Below are 18,450 nucleotides of genomic sequence, written 5' to 3'. Positions count from 1 at the left end.
TACAGTTCACTGCGACGATTAACTGCATATATCCCGGAGGATACCTCAAAATAACTGCGACCCTATCCCCGAAGAGAGGCTGCAGTTATTACGGCGCCTCCGGCGCCGAGGGCACCCGAGGTTTGGTCCAACCGGCCTGCTGTGGGCAGAAAGTCCTGAAATCACAGGCGTCGCAGGTAGACCTGTCTTTACAGTTGGGACGCCACACTTGGCCGATGTTCCCTGCCCGACCTTCTTCAGCGATGAGCGACTCGATGTTCCGTACGACGTCGTCGAATTCCGTTGTCGCCCTCGCAATGGCCTCCGGCGTCGCCGGCACGACACGCACGGCCCTGCGCCAGCGGTATTCCAGCGACAGCAGGTTCTCCGTGTCGTTCCCGGGGCGCCATCTGTCCAGACGCCCGCGTTCCTCCGCGGTCAACGGAGCCTCGTCGGTCGTGCCGTCCGCCAGTCCCCGTTTGAGGTTGACGATGTCGTCGTTGCCAGGCGACAGTTCGTTGATGTAGATCAGTATTCCCGCAGCCACTTTCACCGGCGGGTCCTTGCGGTTGCGCAACCAGGCATAGGTGTGGACCTGCCACTCGCCCTGTTGCCAGTACGGCGAATCGCTGTTGGGGCGATGCGCTCCCTTGTAATCCACGACAACTTCGTACTGCTCGGGCAGCGCCGTACACGCGAGTTGCAACGCTTGCCTGAAGGGGTTGGATGTAGGGCATTCGTTCACCTTAATGTGCGACAACACGTCTGCCACGCCCGTGAGTTCGTAGCGGTCGGCGCGCAGGCCCATCGCATTCGGAATCAGCCTCGCGCCGCGCAACGGTTCTTCTGCCAGCGTGACCAATGGGAACAGATGCTTTCCGACCAGATTGATCGCCACTTCGGCGCGCCGATACGCCGCCGTCCGCACGTTGCGGTTGCGCGGCCGCTTGCCTTGGTTGGCCAGCGACATCTCAATCTTCTCTCCAATGACGCCAATGTCGTGTACCAGCCGCGTAGGGTCTGGGCTCTTGCGCGCATCCCATTCGGTCATCGAACACGGCCAGGGCTTGCTGAAATCCGCCATTCCATCCGTCCAGAGCCGGTACGCCGCCTCCATGACGCCATGAATGAACTCGCCGAACCACAGTTGCACGGGCCGGGATGGCGGCAGCGCGCTGCCATTCTGGTAGCGGTACTGGAGCCCGCACCGTAAGTATGAAAGGAGGTCGCCGGTCAGGCTATAGCTGGGGACCAATTTTGTCGCGTGTCGGGTTTCGAGTGCCATGCTCAGATCTCCACAATTCCAAAGCCGCTCACTGAGGCTGGGGGCTTCCTGCCTGGAACGGGCGTGCCTTGCTGCCACGGCCAAGTACCGCCCTGCCGCCAAAACGTAGCGATGTTCCGGATAGAGGTGCTGTACCCGAGTTGGTTGGTGTGCCCCACGAGGAGCAATGCAGTTTGCGGCCGGCTGTATGCGACGTAGTACAGCCGTATGAGGTCCTCGAACGTGCGGTCCAGTGAACTGCGACGTGTACGCAGCGCGCCCACCTCCGCGTAGTCCTGGAGATCGTCTTCCATTCTGGCCACGTTCGACGCCTCGTCGGGGAAACGCTTAAACCGCTGCTGTGGCGAGTTCCTCGAAAAATCGGCGCCCACGTCAACGATGACGAGCGGAAACTCCAGGCCCTTGCTCTGGTGGATCGTCATGACGTTCAGGTGATTCCTCGGAAGATGAGTTAGCAAGTCCTCATCGACTTCGACGATGTTCTCCGCGATAGGCGCCAGGATGTCTCTCAACACGCTCTCACGACTGCGAGAGTGGTGCGGCTCGTCTCGCATCAACCGTCCCTGATATGGCGAAAAGGCAGTGGCCTGGGTGGCACTCCTGGTGATCGCCTCTAAGTACACCTGGAACTCCGGGAGGTGCTGGAATTCGGGAAACCACGCCAGAAGTTTGTACAGGAGGTCGAGGATCGGCCACTCCTGAGGCCATTCCCGCATGCCCGCAGTTTGCGGCACGCCTGTGCGCCACGCCTCCACATAGGAGGCCAGTTCGTGCGGCCGATTCGGCGCGGGATTCTGCGCCACGAAGGCACGCGCGTCGACTCTCCAGCTCATCATCTCCCGCTTCGTGTTTCCGTACATTGCCATCGCATCCAGCAGCAGTTGGTCTGGATCGATGCACAGGCATACAAGCCCCAGCATCTGCCGAATCTGTGGGATGTCCTTCAGCGCGCGACCACGCGGGTTGAACACACTCACGCCCAGGGCCGCCAGTTCCTCCCGCAGCAACCAGGGCAACCGGGCCTTACCTGGCTTGCCCATGAACGGGCGCGCGAACTCGTTCACGCTGTGGGCCATAAGCACTGCGTCGGCGCAGTCGCCGCCATTTTCGAAACCGCGAATCGTGGTCGTGGTACCGGCAATGGTGTAGCCGCCTCCGCGAAACACGCTGTGAATCATTCCCGCGAGGCTGGTCGCGAGTGCGTCGGGCGATGCGCGGAACATACCAAGGATCGGGACCTGCTTGGACTTGTTCGACCCGGAGGCGACGATGGCCGGCTTCGGCGGCGTCACCCGGGCCGGCAGGAAATTGGGATCGTTCCCGATGAAGTCGTTGCAGAAACGGACAATCGGTTCGGTTGACCGATAGTTGTCCACCAAGTACTCCATCGCGGGTTCCGAACGGCCGGTAGCCGCAGTAAACCGGTTGCGAAAGTCACGGAACAGTTCCACCGTCGCACCACGGAATCGATACAGTGCCTGATCGTCGTCGCCCACGATCGTGACGCTCGCGCTGCCCACCGCCGCCAGGTTGAAATAGATCGCCTCCTGCAGCGGATTCGTATCCTGATACTCGTCAATTAACAAAACTCTCGGCAGGTCGATCTTGGCGCGCAAGACTGGATCCTTGAGCTTCCTTAGGAAATCGGCCTCGAGGAGGGCAAAGTCATATTGACCACGATTGCGCATCAATGCATGCAGATCCCGCAGGCATTGGGCAATCAGTTTTCGGGCAAATGCATGCGAGCCGGCGGCCGAAGCGAACGTGTCGACGTCAGCAAGATCCTGCACCAGCCTGTCCACCATGAGCTTCGCAACCTCGACCGCCTCACCTTGCGACTCAGGCGCCTTTTGCTCCCAGGTGTAAGCAGCCAACAGGTCGTCAAGCGCCGCCTTGTTGACCGGGTCGCGATAGATAGCGCCAAATACGGATCGCGAGAAAATTTGGCGGGCGGCAAAAGTCTCAATCATGACGGGCGGCACCTCCCCCTGATGCCGCATGCGCGCGTTCCATTTCTCACAGAGGCTGTCCAAAGTTCCGGTCATGAACCCGTTCACATCACAGAGGGCCAAGTGCCGCGCTAGTGGCTCATCCTTGCGCTGGATACTGACTTCCTTGAAGTGATCCAAGAGCAAGATGCCCCAGGAAATCAATCGGCTGCGGATCTCTGCTGCTGCTTTCTTTGTGAAGGTCGTAATGAGTACGTCTTCAGGAAGTACCCCGTCCACGATCACATGTCGCAACGCTCGGAGCACCAGCACCGTAGTCTTGCCGCTGCCAGGTCCCGCGACGATCATTAGATCCGGTGCAAGCGGGTGAACCAAACAACTCGTTTGATGACGATTCGGATGCCTTCCTCCAAGAACGATTTTTGCCAGGGCATCGATGTATTCAGACTCAGTAATCATCGGGGTCTTCTCTGTTGTCGTGCGGTCTATTATCCAGACTTCTCAAGATGTGAAATCCAAGAGCTAAGAAGCGATAACCATGCAAGGCGCACGCGCCGAAGTCCGGAACTGGCAGGGAAGGTCGCGACCTACTTGCAAGAGACTGAAAGAGCCTCGTTTTGCTATAGCGGCGCCGGGACGCATGGAATGTTCTGACCTCGCGCCCTTAAGGCTTCGTATAGTTGCGCTGGGCCAAGAAGAATGTCCTTCAGTCCGTTGCGCACCCGATCTGAATCCAGGGCTTGCGTACTCATTGTCGTGTTGGCCGCGAACGCATCCATGATCGCGCTCATCAGCTCAGTTGCTAGGTCGGGGGAGTTGGCGAACTGCCCTTTCGAGTTATTCATCGCCTGTTGCACGAGCACATCCGACTCCAGCAACTTGCCCTTGAGCACGTTGTTCACATAGACCAGCTTGTCGTCGTCCGTCAGTTCGCCCTCGAACAGGTCGTTCACCTTCGCGACGATCTCGGACAACAACTCTTTGACCTTGTCCTGCACCTCGCCCGCGCCCGTCTCGATTAGCGGCTGCAGCTTGTACTCAGCCCCCGGCTCATGCAGAGCCAGATTTCGCTTCCCGTCGTCCTTGAGCTTGTGATGAGTCAGGACTACCTTTGACATGTCAATCCCCTCACGCTCGCGACCAAAGTCGAGCAGGGGTAGCAGACGCTTGAAGAAAATCGCGCGCTTCTCGATAGCTGTGTTGCCGTAGTCGAAGACCTGACTCAGGAATGCATACACGCGCAAGAAGGCGCCGAGATCGCGCTTGAACAGCGTCAGCGCGTCCAGCGTGTCCTTGGCATCCTGCGCGGCCCTCGTGTCCCGGCTGGCCGCCGACGCCTCGCTGTCGAGCAGCGCCTGACGTGCCGCCTTAAATTGCTTGAGCAGCCTATCCGCCACCGGTTCGATCGCGGCGACGAGGTCGGCTTGCGTCGCCTTCGAGTTCAGCTCTACCATCGCCACTCGATCGATCTCGAAGTCATCGTAGTGGCCCGATGCATCCAGCTTGGCACGCAGGTCGTAGACCAAATCCGGATCGGTCACGCCGGACAGTTCGGCGGTCGCGTAGTAGGTCTTGAAGGCCGCCAACACCTCGTCGGGCTCGTTCACGAAGTCGAGCACATAGGTCGTGTCTTTGACGCCGAACGGCCCGCTGTAGGCGCGATTCAGCCGCGACAGTGTTTGCACCGCCTGGATGCCGCCCAGGCGCTTGTCGACATACATCCCGCACAGCAGCGGCTGATCGAACCCGGTCTGAAACTTGTTAGCGACCAACAAGATCTGGTACTCATCCGTGGCGAAGGCCTCGCGCATGTCGCGGCCCTTGAGGTTCGGGTTCAGCTTGGAACTGTTTTCCGTGACGGGCTCAGGAATCGACTGCGAATCGTTGACCTCACCAGAGAAGGCCACCAGCGCGCCGAGGATGTAGCCGCTGTCCTTGATGTACTTGTCGATCGCCAGCTGCCAGCGCACGGCTTCGACACGGCTGCCGACCACCACCATGGCCTTGGCATGACCGTTCAACAGGGGCGCCACGTTCTCGCGGAAGTGTTCCACAACGATCGCGACCTTCTGGCTGATGTTGTAGGGGTGCAGGCGCACCCAGCGCATCAGGTGCTTCATCGCCTCGCTGCGCTCGACCTCCTTCTCGTCCCACTCCTTTCCCTCGTTTGCCAGTTTGAAGGCCAGCTTGTAGGGCGTGTAGTTCTTCAGCACGTCGAGGATGAATCCCTCTTCGATCGCTTGGCGCATCGAGTAGACGTGGAATGGCGCCGGCAGGTTGTCCGGGCCGGCGGCTTGTTCTGCATTGGGCTTGCGGCCGAACAGCTCCAGCGTCTTGGCCTTGGGGGTGGCCGTGAAGGCAACGTAGGTGATGCCAGCCACATTGGCACGAGTGGCCATCTGGGCTGCCAGCAGGTCTTCGGTGCCGAACTCGCCGCCGTCGGCCAGTTCTTTGAGCTCTTCGGCGCCGAGTACTTGCTTGAGCATGGAGGCCGTGGGACCAGCTTGAGAGCTGTGGGCTTCGTCGGCGATCACAGCAAAGCGCTTGCCCTGCGTGGCTGCGAGGTCCTGCACTGCTTTGAGAGCGAACGGGAAGGTCTGGATGGTGCAGACCACGATCTTCTTGCCACCCGAGAGCGCTTCAGCGAGTTCGCCGCTCTTGCTCTGGCTCTCCCCCTTGATGGTGGCGACGACGCCTGCCGTGCGCTCGAAGTCGAAGATTGCCTCCTGCAATTGGACGTCGAGCACATTGCGGTCACTCACCACCAACACGCTGTCGAACAGCTTCTTGTGCTGGTCGTCGTGCAGATCCGCCAGGAAGTGGGCGGTCCACGCGATCGAGTTGGTCTTGCCTGAGCCGGCCGAATGCTGGATCAGGTACTTCTGCCCGGCACCCTCCTCCAGCACGGCCGCGAGCAGCTTGCGCGTGGCGTCGAGCTGGTGGTAACGGGGGAAGATGACGCCGGCGATCTTCTTCTTGCTGTCGCGCTTGGTGACAAGGTAGCGGCCGAGGATCTCCAGCCAACTGTCAAGCTGCCAGACCTGTTCCCACAGATACGCAGTGCGGTGGCCCTTCGGATTGAGCGGGTTGCCGGCGGCGCCATCGTCACCGAGGTTGAAGGGCAGAAAGCTGGTGGTCGGGCCTTGCAGCTTGGTGGTCATCATGACCGTGCTGTTGCTGACGGCAAAGTGGACCAGCGCACCGCGCGGAAATTCGAGCAAAGGCTCCGCCGACGACTTGCCCTTGGGCTTGGGTTGGCGCTCGAAGCGGTACTGGTCGACAGCTTCGTTGACGTCCTGCGTGAAGTTGGTCTTGATCTCAGCCGTCGCGACGGGGATGCCGTTCAGGAACAGCACGAGATCGATCACGTCATTGTGATTGGTACGCACCTGGCGCACGACGCGAAGGCGATTGGCGGCATATCGAGCTTGTAGGTCGGGGTTCATTGCCAGCGCGGGTTTGAACTGGGCCAGCTTCAGGGGCTCGCGCACGCCGAGCATTTCGATGCCGAAGCGCAGCACTTCCAGCGTTCCACGCTCGTCGAGTTGTTTACGCAGGCGATCGAGCAGCACGGCCTCGGCGGCGGCGCCGTGGTTCTTGCTGAGGGCTTCCCACGCCTTGGGCTGGGTCTCCTGAACCCATACGATCACATCGGAGGGGAAAAGTGCGCGCGGGGTGTCGTAGAGGTGCGCGTTCTGCTCATAGAGCCAACCATGTTCACCCAGATGGTTGCAGATGTCGTTCTCGAACTCGATCTCTTTGTGCAGGCTCATGCAATCCTCGTGTTCTGGCGTTTGACTGCGTCCAAGGTTTGCCCGTCCTTGGTTTCCCATTCGATCCAGCCATTGCTGCTTCGACCCAAAATCACGGCAGCCGCCAAGCTCGGTGAATTGAAAAGGTGATCGCGCTCGAAGGTCATCGTTTCGCCTTCGATCTGCATGGTCCCCGATTCCAGCAAGCGCTGTCTCTGCCGCTCGGCCGGCATGCCGACAATTGACCGTCCATGCGCCCTTTGACCGAAGGAGCCCTTCAAGACTACAAAGCCCTCTTCGGTGTACATGCCGCGGCCATCAACTCCCGCTGACCTGCAGTAGAAGAGCTCGTCCGGTGGCGTGGCAGAAAGAGGCTTGGCCACCGGGGTAAAGATGGGATAGCCCAGGGTCGCGAGCAAGGTATGCCCGGTCGCATAGATCTCCCGACAATCCGCCTCCAGCGGCGCGGGCGTGTGCGGCTTGCTGCCGCTGTTTCCATTCTCGTCGCGATAGCGCGCTGCCTTTCGGGCGGCTTGCAAACAGCACCACTCCAGAAACAGCGCATGCGTCTGCGTCAGACTGTTGGTGCGAGAAATCAGTATCAGCGCGCGCTCCCAAAACTCCTTCTCCTTGTTGTGCTTCGCGAGCCGCGCACGCAGGTCGCCCGTCTGCCCGATGTACACCTTGGGGTCTGCACCGTCCTCGGCCTCGCCAAACAGAAAATACAACGCCACCTGATCGCTTTCCGGCATCTTCAGGAACTCCGGCAGTAGGCTGCGCGGCACCTCGATGACCTGCACAATGCGCGTCGTGATCTCGGCCACGCGAATGCCGCGCGGGTCGCCGTGTGGCAGGAAGATCTGGATGGTTTTGGGAGTGTCGTTGGTCATGCAACCTCTTCCGTGACGGCTCCGCGAACGTCGATCTTGCCGGTGACGGCGGCGGAGATCAGGGCAGTGCGACGTTCTTGAAGAAGTCCAACGGCGGTTTGGGCCTGTTGACTGAGTTCATCGAGCTGCGCAGCTTGGCGTCCAATGAAATCGAGTATCGCCACTTGCTCGGCTATTGGAGGCAACACGATCGGTAGATCCATGATGTTGGAAGACGAGATTGACGCGAGATTCGTACTTTGTTTGGACCTCGTCATGAAATAGAACTGCGCATAGGCCGAACCGGTGATCGTATTGAGCCATTCCGGCGAGATTCCATGAGGGCGCACCGCAAACACATGGTTCTGATGGATACACGGCTCGATTTCGGCACGCCAGATGTGGCCACGTCCCAGCTTGTCGAAGTCGCCGCCTTCGTTCATCAGCACATCCCCAGAACGCAACAGATAGCGCGGAACATCAGATGCCGGAATCTCGATGCTTGCCATGTCATCGAGCGCGAGGTAGCCATCCTGAACGTTGGCGACGCGAAGATACGGCACTGTCGTCGTTTCCTTTCCGGTATTGTCTTTACCCTTGGCAATCCCCGTCTGGACGGTAGCGACGAACTTTAGCGGTACCGTTTTCCAATGCGCCGGAACCTCCCCCAACCACTCCACCCCCGAATCCTTCATCGGCACCTTCGGATCAAGCCCCTTGGTCACAGCATGGGAGATGACAGCCTGGCGCTTTTCCTTGAGTAGCGCGATGAGCCTTTTCTGTTCAGCGACCAACGCGTCAATCTTGGCGGTTTCGCGGTCGAGGAAGGCAGAAACAGCTTCTTGTTCCGAGGTCGTTGGAGATGGGATTCTGAAGGCAGCGAGTTCATCGGCGGAAAGCTCAAGAAAAGTCGTTCCCTTACCCCGCACGTTTAGAGCTTCCGTTGCAACACTCAAGAAGTACGCCGTAAACCGAGATAGCTGTCCACTACGTGGGACCAGCGCCTTGCAGCCCTGATTCGTACATAGCTCTACGGCCGCGATGCCAAGTGAGCCGATCGGGGCACGAGTTGATAGCACAATACTTCCACGCGGCACGATAGTTGTGCCGCAAGACTGCAGGCCTTGTTCGGTAATTTTTCTCAGGGAATCGGCGATTTCGAAAGTGGCGAGTCTTGAGAGATCGGCCGGTGTAACCCAGATGAATTTCCCGTCCCAATAGTCCTCAACTTCGGACTTCGGAGTCGATCCGCCAACCACTCCGTAACCACGTTTCAAAGGCGCTACGCCCCATTCCGTTGGCACCTCGCCCAGCCATTGAACCCCGCTGTCCTTGTACGCTGAATACCTCGGCAAGCTCATGCCGTTAGCCCCTTGATCATTTCCAGAATACGGTCCGTCGTCAGCTTGAGTTCGGCGTCGATCTCGGCCAGCGGGCGCGGCGGGTGGAACACGTAGAAGTGCCGGTTGAACGGAACCTCGTAGCCCACCTTGGTCTTCTCATGGTCGATCCATGCGTCAGGCGCGTGCGGCAGCACCTCGCGCTTGAAGTACGCCTCCACGTCCTCATCGAGTGGCACATTTTCAGAGTCGCGCAGCGCCGAGTCAGGTTGGGGCTTGCCCTTGAGCTTGCCGCGCTCGCCGAGCACCACTTTTCCTTCGGCGTCACGCAGTGGGCGCTCTACCGTGAGAGTGCGATAGCCGAAGTCCTCGTTCTTGAAGATCAGACTGATTGGCTTGCCGTCTTCCTCGGCTTCGACGAAGTCGCCGAACAGACGCGTGATCCGATCAATGTGATCGTCGCTAAGCTCCTTGCGCTTGGACCCGAGGGTTTTGCGCATCCTCTGCCAAAAGCCCGAGGAGTCAATCAGTTGCACTTTGCCCTTGCGCGCGGCCGGCTTGCGATTACTGATGATCCACACATAGGTGCTGATGCCGGTGTTGTAGAACATGTCGGTTGGCAGGCCGACAATGGCCTCGCACAGGTCGTTCTCTAGCACGTAGCGTCGGATCTCGCTCTCGCCGCTACCGGCACCGCCAGTAAACAGGGGCGAGCCGTTGAGCACGATGCCAAAGCGACTGCCGCCTTCAGCGGCAGGGCGCATCTTGGACAGCAGGTGCAGCAGAAACAGCATGGAGCCGTCCGACACGCGCGGCAAGCCGGGGCCGAAGCGCCCGTTGAATCCCTGCTGCTCGTGCTCCTTGCGAACTTCCTTCTCGACCTTTTTCCACTCGACGCCAAAGGGTGGGTTGGACAGCATGTAATCGAAGTGTTTGTGCGCATGACCATCTTCGCTCAGCGTGTTGCCGAAGGCGATGTTCGCGACGTCCTGCCCTTTGATCAGCATGTCGGCCCTGCAGATCGCATACGACTCGGGGTTGAGTTCCTGCCCCGACACGGTCAGCCGCGCTTGCGGGTTGTGCTCGGCCAGGTACTCGCCGGCTGCCGTCAGCATGCCGCCGGTTCCGGCAGTCGGGTCGTAAATCGTGCGCACGACGCCGGGCTTGCTCAAGATCTCGTCGTCCTCGATGAAGATCAGGTTGACCATCAGGCGGATGACTTCGCGGGGCGTGAAGTGTTCCCCGGCCGTTTCGTTGCTAAGTTCCGCGAACTTGCGGATCAACTCCTCGAACACGTGACCCATCTGGGTGTTGCTTACGTGGTCTGGGTGCAGATCGATGTTGGCGAACTTCTCGGCCACCTGGTACAGCAGCTTGGCCTTGGACAAGCGGTCGATTTGGGCCTGAAACTCGAAATGCTCGAACACGTCGCGCACGGCGGGCGAGAAGCCCTGGATGTAGCTGTAGAGGTTCTGGGCGATGTGGTCCGCGTCGCCGAGTAGCACCTTCATGTCCATCGGCGAGGTGTTGTAGAAGCTCTGACCGGCCTCCCGAAGCAAGAAGGGCTCCGGGTTCAGCCCTTCCTTGAGTCGGCGGGCGTTTTGTTCTAGGACCGCAGGCTTGGTCGACTCAAGAACGCAATCGAGCCGCCGCAGCACAGTAAACGGCAGGATGACTTTGCCGTAGTCGGATTGCTTGTAGTCGCCACGAAGGAGATCGGCGACGGACCATAGGAAGGCGGAAAGAGCTTGTTGGTTCATTCTGAAGGAGAAGCGGGTGGCTGGTATGCCCTACGGGAGTTTATGACGCGGGCACCCCGCCCGGATGGCAGCCTCGAATCATCTCAGACGAGGCTCTCGGACCCTCTGCCCCCACATATTCCGTGCGAGACCATCCGTCTTCGGTCCGGGCGAAGCAGCGCGAACGCGCAGCGTGGTCTCAATCGGGATGACGTTTCCAGGCTTTCCGCTGTCCGAAGATTCACGAACAATGACACTGTCAAAATGTCGGCGCTCCACCTATGGCCCGGCAGCCGATGTTGGCTAGCGGCCGGACGGCGAAGCGGTCCGTCGATTTGCCCAGGCATTGATGCCTTGAAGGGCGCGGCGAATCTTCACGACGCCGGGACTGTTCGACGGCTGAATGGCCCCACCAAGGTCACGATAGATATAGAGCAAGAAGAAAGACATGGTGAGCAACAACAGCGTCGTGCCCGCCAGCTCGACGGCCTTTCTAGCGCTCAGGCCGTTCCAGCCTTGGACCCAGCCGAAGACTGCAACAACCAAAATGATGCCAGCCGCAATGACGAAGGACTTGACAACGCTCCAGAAGAAGAAGCGGAAGGAGGGGCCGACCAGCATTGGAGCCACAGCGCAGCCGAACAGACCACTGAGCACATAGCTGAGGAACTGGGGGAGGATCACCAGCGCCACCATCGCTCCGAGGATCTTCAGGTCGGCTTGGAGGTCGAGCATGAGCTCGAGGAGCTTGTGGAGCACCGCGCCAGCGGTGCCGTGGAAGTTGCCAGCCGCATCGATAGCGCCAGCACTTGTGGCCCACCATGCGATCAAGAACGTAGAAGTCAAAGCCAGCGAAAACAAATACCAGACGATGCGGATGTCCGAGCCGTGTCGATACGCGAGTTGTCGTCCCGCGTAGCCAATGATGAACACGGCACCGAAGACGACGAAAACGATAGTGCTGAAGAGCCCGAGGTTGCTGGTGATTGACATGGCTGCGATTGTGGCGCGGACGCGCGGGGATCAGCCTTCGTTGTGTGGGTGGGTTGGTGGCGCCCGAGCCGTCATTCACCTCAGGCGTGTCTTACCAACCAGTCCACTTTCGTGGTCGAGGTGGGTGTCAGTACATGCGTCGACGCGTCCCGGCGTGTCCCGCGCCTCGCCGTCCTCGTCATGCACTTTGCCAACTCAACAAACGGGTGGACCGTCCTCGTCAGCGCTCAGTATGCGTCCGGCGAACCCGTCTTGAACCAGCGTATCTGAGGCTCCAGCATGTGGTGCTCACCAAAGTTCATGGGTAGACAGTTCCACCTTGGTGCAGTGATCGACTTGTCCGGCTGCCGAGTGCTGGCCTCGCGGGTGTTGGTCTCAATGGACACCGAGTTCTGCACAGGTGCCGTCGAGGAGGCCAAGCTGACCCCTGCGGGCTGTAGCATCGGCTTCAGCCGAGAGCTCTAATCAGCACGCACCGCTCACATTCATGATCAACCGCTACTACATTCGCTGCGACACCTGCGCGACGCACCACACTTTGCGTGTCCAAATTGGATATGGCGCGGACCAAGTCCACAGGTTCTGCTGCCATCGCTGCAGCGAACCAATCGAGTTCGACCTGTATGGATTGGCGAATAGCGGCCCTGCCGTCACGGGAGCCAGCTTATGCGAGCCCGCCGACGAGCCAGTTGAAAAGACAAGCTACCAATACCTCTCGACGGATTTCGTCGCCGACGAGCGATCCGCACGCGACCCCCAATACTTTGGGGCGATGGATTTCATGGACGCGATGTCGAAAACGCCGCATGCCAAAAAGATCCTCGCGCAACGAACGCCTGAAATCTTAAACGAACCCCGTTGGTTTGCCCTGACCGACGCGCCATCCGACTGGAAAATGCTTCAGCGATGCTGGCGCCTGGAGCGAAACGGCCAGTACGACCTGGCCGCTCAGACGCTGACGGCTTCAACGCGCGCAGAAGACAACACCTCAGTTTGGATGGCGGTTCTGAATTTCACGGAGCAGCTATTTGGCTGCAACGACTCGCTGATGAACGAAGTGATTGCCATCCATAAGCAGCACACCCAAGAATTTTCCCGATTGGCAGCGGCACACGCGTACAGCTGGGCAAAAGACTGGCGCGAGGGCCAATACCTCATATTCGACGCGTTCTTTAAGCGATGGGCAGCGTTCTCGCAAGTCTACCTGTACGTTAAAAACAGCGCAGCCATGCCTGAGAAGCCTGTCTCGACGTCGGTAAATTTTGAGGAGATCCGGGGCTTCTACTCGGTCGCTCAGGAGTTTTTTTCCAAGCAAATCGGATTGCTCACTGCGTTGAACAACATCCGATTGGGCCGGCCATTTGACAAACTTCAGAACATTTCCCTCGACAAGTACCTCGTGTCCGACAACGCGAAACGTCGAGATAATTTCACGGGCAATCCAGTGCTCATGGGAGCCGCATCGGAGTACGACAGCGGGCTGCGCAATGCAGAAGCGCACAACTGGGTTCGATTGCAACCCGACGGCGACACGCTGGCGTATAGACAGGGCAATGCCGGCGATGAGACGCTTCTTCCTTATGCGCGCTATCTGTTCAAGTGCACGACGCTATTGAAGCAGATTTGCCATCTTATGCAAGTGGAGTATCTGCTGGCGCAGGATGCCCGAGTTGTGGCTCAACGACTGCTGAGCCCGAGCCGCTGACGCTGGTCGGCGCTTGCAGCCCGCGGCGCACCTGGAAATGCCGACTCCCTGAACTTGATAAATCTAGACTTTTTTCGCGAGAAGAGCCGTGCCCCTGGAGCAGACAAACAGTTTCCGAAAGATGTTCGACGCAATCGCCATTTGCCGTAGTCAGGTTTTGGACATTCCCCTCCTCGTTCTCACATATACGGCCCTTGATGCATTGGCGTGGGCCGTTTACGGCGACGCGATGGCGGATGTGAAGGATCGCTTCGTCAAATTCTGCAATGACCATGTGCTCCTCGACGACAAGATTCTCTGCGCGGCGTTGGACCTTTACGCAGCGCGATGCGCGATGCTTCATTCCCTCGGCTGGGAATCGCGTCTCAGCGAAAAGGGCCACGCGAAGGCGATCACCTATTCGTTCGGCCCCGGCCAATCTCAGGCGATCAGATTCCTTGAACAAAAGGATCCGGGCAGGTTTGTTTCCGTCAATGGAGACGACTTGGTGAGCGCACTTCGCTCGGCGTATGAACGCATCAGGGAGCTTGCAAGATCCGACCCTGCGCTGCTCCAGCGGCTGCAACAGGCGGAGGGGAAACAACTGGCTGGCATCACACCGGGATTGGCTCGCATGATGGCGGAACACCCGGACGGTCCACCGCAAGGTGCACGAAACGTGCAGCGCTCCGGTGGGAGCCTGTACAGCGCGTCCATCTCGTTCAGGATGTAAGGACCTACGGGCGCTCCGAGTTCATACCACGAAGCCAGGGTCGATGGCTTCCGTCACCATCGTGCGCATCGTGCGCATCGTGCGCATCGTGCCGTCGACGTTGCGCGTGCCGAACTCGTACTCGCAATGCTTGTCCCATAGCGTGACCAGGTCGTAGTGCGGACCGCTCTTCAGTGCGGCGATGCTGCGCTCGTGCGCCATCAGCGCCGACGCACGGTGGTAGTGCTCGCCGCCCACCCGCGCAAACGCATGGTCGACACCGGGGTACACATGCACCTCGACGTTCGGCCGGCCGCCCAGCGCATTCACGACGGCGCTCGAGCACCCACCATCCAGCAGGCCGCCGTAAACCGGACTTCCGCCCCATGCACATAGGGCTCAAACGCGGCGCGGACCGTTTCGACGATCCGCGTTCGAGTCCGATCGTCCGCCTCCTGAAGCACCAGACCGACCGGACCAAGCCGCGTCAGGTACCCGATCAACTCCTTCTCGGGCAGGGTGCACGCCACATCAATCGGCCGAACATCGATCTCACCCCACCCACCCTCCTCCAGGATGGTGCGGACCCGGTCCCGGTCGGCGAAGGCGAATTGCCCCGGCGCGTCCGGCCGGCGGGCGGGGAGGTTCGGCATCAGCGGTGCCGCGGCCCGCTCGGCCGTCGTCATGAACGGATTTTCCGCGGCACTCCGCCAGGCGACGAAGCGCAGCTCGGCGCCATCCCTTGCGGCACGCCGCAGGTTCGCAAAGGCGCTGGCAGGGTCGTCGAAAAACATGACGCCCAGGCGCGAAATGATCATGTCGAAACTCGCCGGCTCGAATGCGTGGGTCTGCGCGTCGGCGCGGATGAAGCTGGCCGGAGTGCCTTCGCGTTCGGCGCGGGCCCGGGCGGCGGCGATCATCGGCTCCGAAATGTCGATGCCGATGCAGCGGCCCTCGGCGCCGAGCAGCCCCGCCACGGCGAGCGTCGTGCTGCCCGTGCCGCAGCCGACGTCGAGCACCCGGTGCCCGGGCCCGGCGCGGACCGCTTCGGCGAGCCGGTCTTCGAACGGCTTGAACATCTGGTCGAGCACCTGCTGTGCGTCGACCCAGGCGCGTCCGGCGCGTCCGTTCCAAAGCGCGGTCTGCTCGTTGTCGGTCTGGGGCGTGATGGCATCCATGGTCGTCTTTCTTTGCTTGCCCTCGAGAGGCGGAAGCTAGACTGTGCAACTTCAAGTCGACTTGAGGTCAAGAGGTGAGACATCTGGACATCGCAGAGGTGGCGCAGCAATCCGGCGTTCCGGCATCGACGCTGCGCTTTTATGACGAAAAGGGGCTGATCGCCTCCACCGGCAGGCGCGGGCTGCGCCGCCAGTTCGATCCCGGCGTGCTGGAGCGGCTGGCGCTGATCGCGCTGGGGCGCGCCGCCGGCTTCTCGCTCGACGAGATCGCGCGCATGTTCGCGCCCGAGGGGCAGCCGCGCATCGACCGCCAGATGCTCGCGGCCAAGGCGGACGAGCTCGACAGGACGATCCGCAAGCTGAGCGCCATGCGCGACGGCCTGCGGCACGCCGCCGCCTGCCCGGCGCCCAGCCACATGGAATGCCCCACCTTCCAGCGCATCGTGCGGGCTGCGGGGGCTGGGGGTGTGGGGGTGGGAAGGAAGAAGGCTCCGAAGGCGCCCGGGGGTCTAGTTCGCGTCCGAGTGACGCCACTGTTGTAGGCTGCCATGCCATGACCGATCGCCCCGCCTCCCTCGCCCAACCGCCGGCCGGCTACGCCGATTCGCTGCCCGCGTGCGAATCGCTCACGGTCGAATTCAAGAGCGACCGCGCGCGCCTGTCCGACCGTGAGCTGGTGGAGGCAATCGCATGCCTGGCCAACGCCGAGGGCGGAGAGCTTTGGCTGGGCGTGGAAGACGATGGCACGCCCACCGGTTTGCATGCCGAGCACATGCAGCTTTCCGGCCTGCCCGGCTTGGTGGCGGCGCGAACTTCGCCGTCGCTGACCGTCTCTGTCACATCGATGGCTATCGACGGCGTGGCGGTGGCCCATATCGCGGTGCCCAAGGCGCACGGCGAGGTCGCGACCACGGGCGGCGTCTATCTCCGGCGCCGGCTTAAGGCGGATGGCCAGCCCGAATGCGTGGCGATGCTGCCGCATGACCGCTCCAGTCGAGCGTCCAGCTTCGGGCTGATGGATGCGTCGGCGCAGGTGGTGGCGGGCGCCACCCTGGCCGACCTCGACCCGCTGGAGCGCGAGCGTTTGCGCCAGAGCGTGCAGCAATACGGTGGCGATCGCGTGCTGCTGGAACTGGATGACGAGGCGCTCGATGGCGCGCTGGGTCTCACGGCCCGCCAAGTGGGCGGCAGCCGCTTGCCCACGCTCGCCGGTCTGCTGTTGGTCGGGCGCGAGCAGGCGCTGCGAGATCTGGTGCCCACGCACGAGTTTGCCTTTCAGGTGCTGGCGCGCGAGGCGGTCGGCTTCAACGAATTCCGCCGCTTCCCGCTGCTCAAGGCCCTGGACTGGCTGGAGACCAACTTCCGCCCCTACAACCCGGAGCGCGAAATCCAGGTCGGCCTGTTCCGCGTGCCGGTGCCCAAGGTGGACATGGGCGCGTTTCGCGAGGCGGTGGCCAATGCGCTGGTCCATCGCGACTATCACCGCCTGGGTGCCGTGCATGTACGGCTGGACGACGAGGGCCTGACCATCAGCAACCCCGGCGGGCTGGTGGACGGTGTGACGCTGGCCAATCTGCTGACGACGGAGCCGCGACCACGGAACCGCGCACTGGCCGACGCGATGAAGCGCGTGGGCGTGGTCGAGAGATCGGGCCGGGGCGTCGACAAGATCTATCGAGGCATGTTGCGCTTGGGTCGACCCGAGCCCGACTACCGACGCACCGATACCCACAACGTGGTGCTGCAACTCGCCACGGTGGACGCCGACGAGGCCTTTCTGAGGTTGGTGGTGAGCGAGGAAGGCCGACGCGGCGCTGCCTTGCCTATCGATAGCCTGATCGCGCTGGCGGCCCTGCGTGAGCTGAAGCGGCTCACCACCGAGGAACTGGCCCTCCATATCCAGCGCGACCCGGCCCAAGCCAGGCGCACGCTGGAGGCGCTGCTCGAAGCCGGGCTCGCGCAGGCGCACGGCGCGACTAAGGGGCGTACCTACACGCTGGCCCCTGGGATCTATCAGGCTGATGGCGACAAGGCGGCCTATACACGGCAAGCCGGCTTCGCGGCGATCCAGCACGAGCAGATGGTACTGAGCTACGCGATGCAGCACGGGCGTGTGACACGCGCCGACGTGATCACCTTGTGCCGCCTTTCGCCGGATCAGGCGGCCAAGCTGCTGAAGCGGATGAAGGAGCAGGGCCGGCTGGTGCAGCATGGCGAGCGGCGCTGGGCCAGCTACACGGTGACGCAAGGTGCTTGATATGGGCTGCTATGAACCCTCTATGAGCTTCTATGAGCCTCTATGGGCTCCTGGCACATAGTCAAAGGAAACGCATGGGCCTGATAGGGGCTGATCGCCTCCACCGGCAGGCGCGGGCTGCGCCGCCTGTTCGATCCCGGCGTGCTGGAGCGGCTGGCGCTGATCGCGCTGGGGCGCGCCGCCGGCTTCTCGCTCGACGAGATCGCGCGCATGTTCGCGCCCGATGGGCAGCCGCGCATCGACCGCCAGATGCTCGCGGCCAAGGCGGACGAGCTCGACCGGACGATCCGCAAGCTGAGCGCCATGCGCGACGGCCTGCGGCACGCCGCCGCCTGCCCGGCGCCTAGCCATATGGAATGCCACACCTTTCAGCGCATCGTGCGGGCTGCGGGGGCTGGGGGTGTGGGGGTGGGGAGGAAGGGGCTTCCGAAGGCATCCTGGGATTAGTTCGCGTCCGCGTGACGCCACTGTCACAGGCGACCAAGCCATGACCAAACGCCCCGCCTCCACGGAGCGGTTGAGGCGCCGAGCACGACTTGAGGCTTACCATCGCTGCATGGACGCACGCGAGACCGCCCCCTCCCCCGAGCGCAACAAGCAGCCGATCCTCGAGGTACTTGCGCGCGTATTGCCGCCACGCGGCCTCGTGCTCGAGATCGGCAGCGGCACCGGGCAGCACGTGGCGCACTTCGCCAGGGCTTTGCCCGCCCTCA

Annotated in this window: 13 protein-coding genes and 2 pseudogenes; 6 read left to right on the top strand and 9 right to left on the bottom strand. The window is 61.4% G+C overall.

Translation table 11 applies throughout. The annotated features are described in order from the left end of the window. Positions 1–88: 88 nt before the first annotated feature. From AB4Z46_RS33005 to AB4Z46_RS32975, 7 genes are all read right to left on the bottom strand, one after another. Positions 89–1,264 (bottom strand): PD-(D/E)XK nuclease family protein, encoded by a 1,176-nt coding sequence (locus tag AB4Z46_RS33005; RefSeq protein ID WP_442287781.1) that lies wholly within the window; start codon positions 1,262–1,264, stop codon positions 89–91. Positions 1,265–1,266: 2 nt separating this feature from the next. Then, positions 1,267–3,672, bottom strand: coding sequence for a UvrD-helicase domain-containing protein (locus AB4Z46_RS33000; protein ID WP_442287780.1), 2,406 nt, complete (start codon positions 3,670–3,672; stop codon positions 1,267–1,269). Between the two features lie 161 nt (positions 3,673–3,833). Continuing rightward, complete coding sequence (locus AB4Z46_RS32995) at positions 3,834–6,986, bottom strand: type I restriction endonuclease subunit R (protein ID WP_442287779.1); 3,153 nt, start codon at positions 6,984–6,986, stop codon at positions 3,834–3,836. Then, positions 6,983–7,855: a GIY-YIG nuclease family protein gene (locus AB4Z46_RS32990; RefSeq protein WP_442287778.1), complete on the bottom strand. Its 873-nt coding sequence runs from the start codon at positions 7,853–7,855 to the stop codon at positions 6,983–6,985. Before AB4Z46_RS32990 ends, AB4Z46_RS32995 begins: the two co-directional genes overlap by 4 nt. Then, positions 7,852–9,195: a restriction endonuclease subunit S gene (locus tag AB4Z46_RS32985; protein WP_442287777.1), complete on the bottom strand. Its 1,344-nt coding sequence runs from the start codon at positions 9,193–9,195 to the stop codon at positions 7,852–7,854. The genes AB4Z46_RS32990 and AB4Z46_RS32985 overlap by 4 nt, the downstream gene beginning before the upstream one ends. Continuing rightward, positions 9,192–10,934 carry a type I restriction-modification system subunit M gene (locus AB4Z46_RS32980; protein WP_442287776.1) on the bottom strand — a complete coding sequence of 581 codons (1,743 nt, stop codon included), beginning with the start codon at positions 10,932–10,934 and terminating at the stop codon, positions 9,192–9,194. The genes AB4Z46_RS32985 and AB4Z46_RS32980 overlap by 4 nt, the downstream gene beginning before the upstream one ends. A gap of 282 nt (positions 10,935–11,216) precedes the next feature. Next, a complete protein-coding gene (locus AB4Z46_RS32975) occupies positions 11,217–11,906 on the bottom strand; it encodes a hypothetical protein (protein WP_442287775.1) in 690 nt (229 codons plus the stop codon). Between the two features lie 487 nt (positions 11,907–12,393). Between AB4Z46_RS32975 and AB4Z46_RS32970 the strand changes: the two genes are divergently transcribed. Both AB4Z46_RS32970 and AB4Z46_RS32965 read left to right on the top strand, forming a co-directional pair. Then, positions 12,394–13,611 carry a hypothetical protein gene (locus AB4Z46_RS32970; protein ID WP_442287774.1) on the top strand — a complete coding sequence of 406 codons (1,218 nt, stop codon included), beginning with the start codon at positions 12,394–12,396 and terminating at the stop codon, positions 13,609–13,611. Between the two features lie 121 nt (positions 13,612–13,732). Next, positions 13,733–14,323, top strand: coding sequence for a hypothetical protein (locus tag AB4Z46_RS32965; RefSeq protein ID WP_442287773.1), 591 nt, complete (start codon positions 13,733–13,735; stop codon positions 14,321–14,323). Between the two features lie 75 nt (positions 14,324–14,398). On the opposite strand, the pseudogene AB4Z46_RS32960 reads toward AB4Z46_RS32965, so the two are convergent. Together AB4Z46_RS32960 and AB4Z46_RS32955 are read right to left on the bottom strand one after the other, a co-directional pair. Continuing rightward, positions 14,399–14,632 (bottom strand): annotated as a pseudogene (locus tag AB4Z46_RS32960) (dienelactone hydrolase family protein); the annotation flags it as partial. Further along, positions 14,629–15,480 carry a class I SAM-dependent methyltransferase gene (locus AB4Z46_RS32955; RefSeq protein ID WP_442287772.1) on the bottom strand — a complete coding sequence of 284 codons (852 nt, stop codon included), beginning with the start codon at positions 15,478–15,480 and terminating at the stop codon, positions 14,629–14,631. The gene AB4Z46_RS32955 and the pseudogene AB4Z46_RS32960, both read right to left, overlap by 4 nt. A 74-nt stretch (positions 15,481–15,554) precedes the next feature. Here AB4Z46_RS32955 and AB4Z46_RS32950 point away from each other — a divergent pair, with 74 nt between their 5' ends. The 4 genes and pseudogenes from AB4Z46_RS32950 to AB4Z46_RS32935 all read left to right on the top strand — a co-directional run. Further along, on the top strand, positions 15,555–16,022 hold the full coding sequence (locus AB4Z46_RS32950) for a helix-turn-helix domain-containing protein (RefSeq protein ID WP_442287771.1): 468 nt from the start codon (positions 15,555–15,557) through the stop codon (positions 16,020–16,022). A gap of 11 nt (positions 16,023–16,033) precedes the next feature. Then, on the top strand, positions 16,034–17,737 hold the full coding sequence (locus AB4Z46_RS32945) for an ATP-binding protein (RefSeq protein WP_442287770.1): 1,704 nt from the start codon (positions 16,034–16,036) through the stop codon (positions 17,735–17,737). 87 nt (positions 17,738–17,824) lie between these two features. After that, a pseudogene (locus AB4Z46_RS32940) lies at positions 17,825–18,184 on the top strand (helix-turn-helix domain-containing protein); the annotation flags it as partial. 109 nt (positions 18,185–18,293) lie between these two features. Beyond that, positions 18,294–18,450, top strand: a 157-nt coding sequence (locus AB4Z46_RS32935) for a DUF938 domain-containing protein (protein WP_442287795.1), incomplete at its 3' end; no start/stop codon positions are given.

It is taken from the genome of Variovorax sp. M-6 (assembly GCF_052114385.1).
Taxonomy (GTDB): Bacteria; Pseudomonadota; Gammaproteobacteria; order Burkholderiales; family Burkholderiaceae_C; genus Variovorax.
The sequence above is the reverse complement of the archived record's forward strand: the minus strand, read 5'-3'. Positions and strand labels throughout refer to the sequence as shown.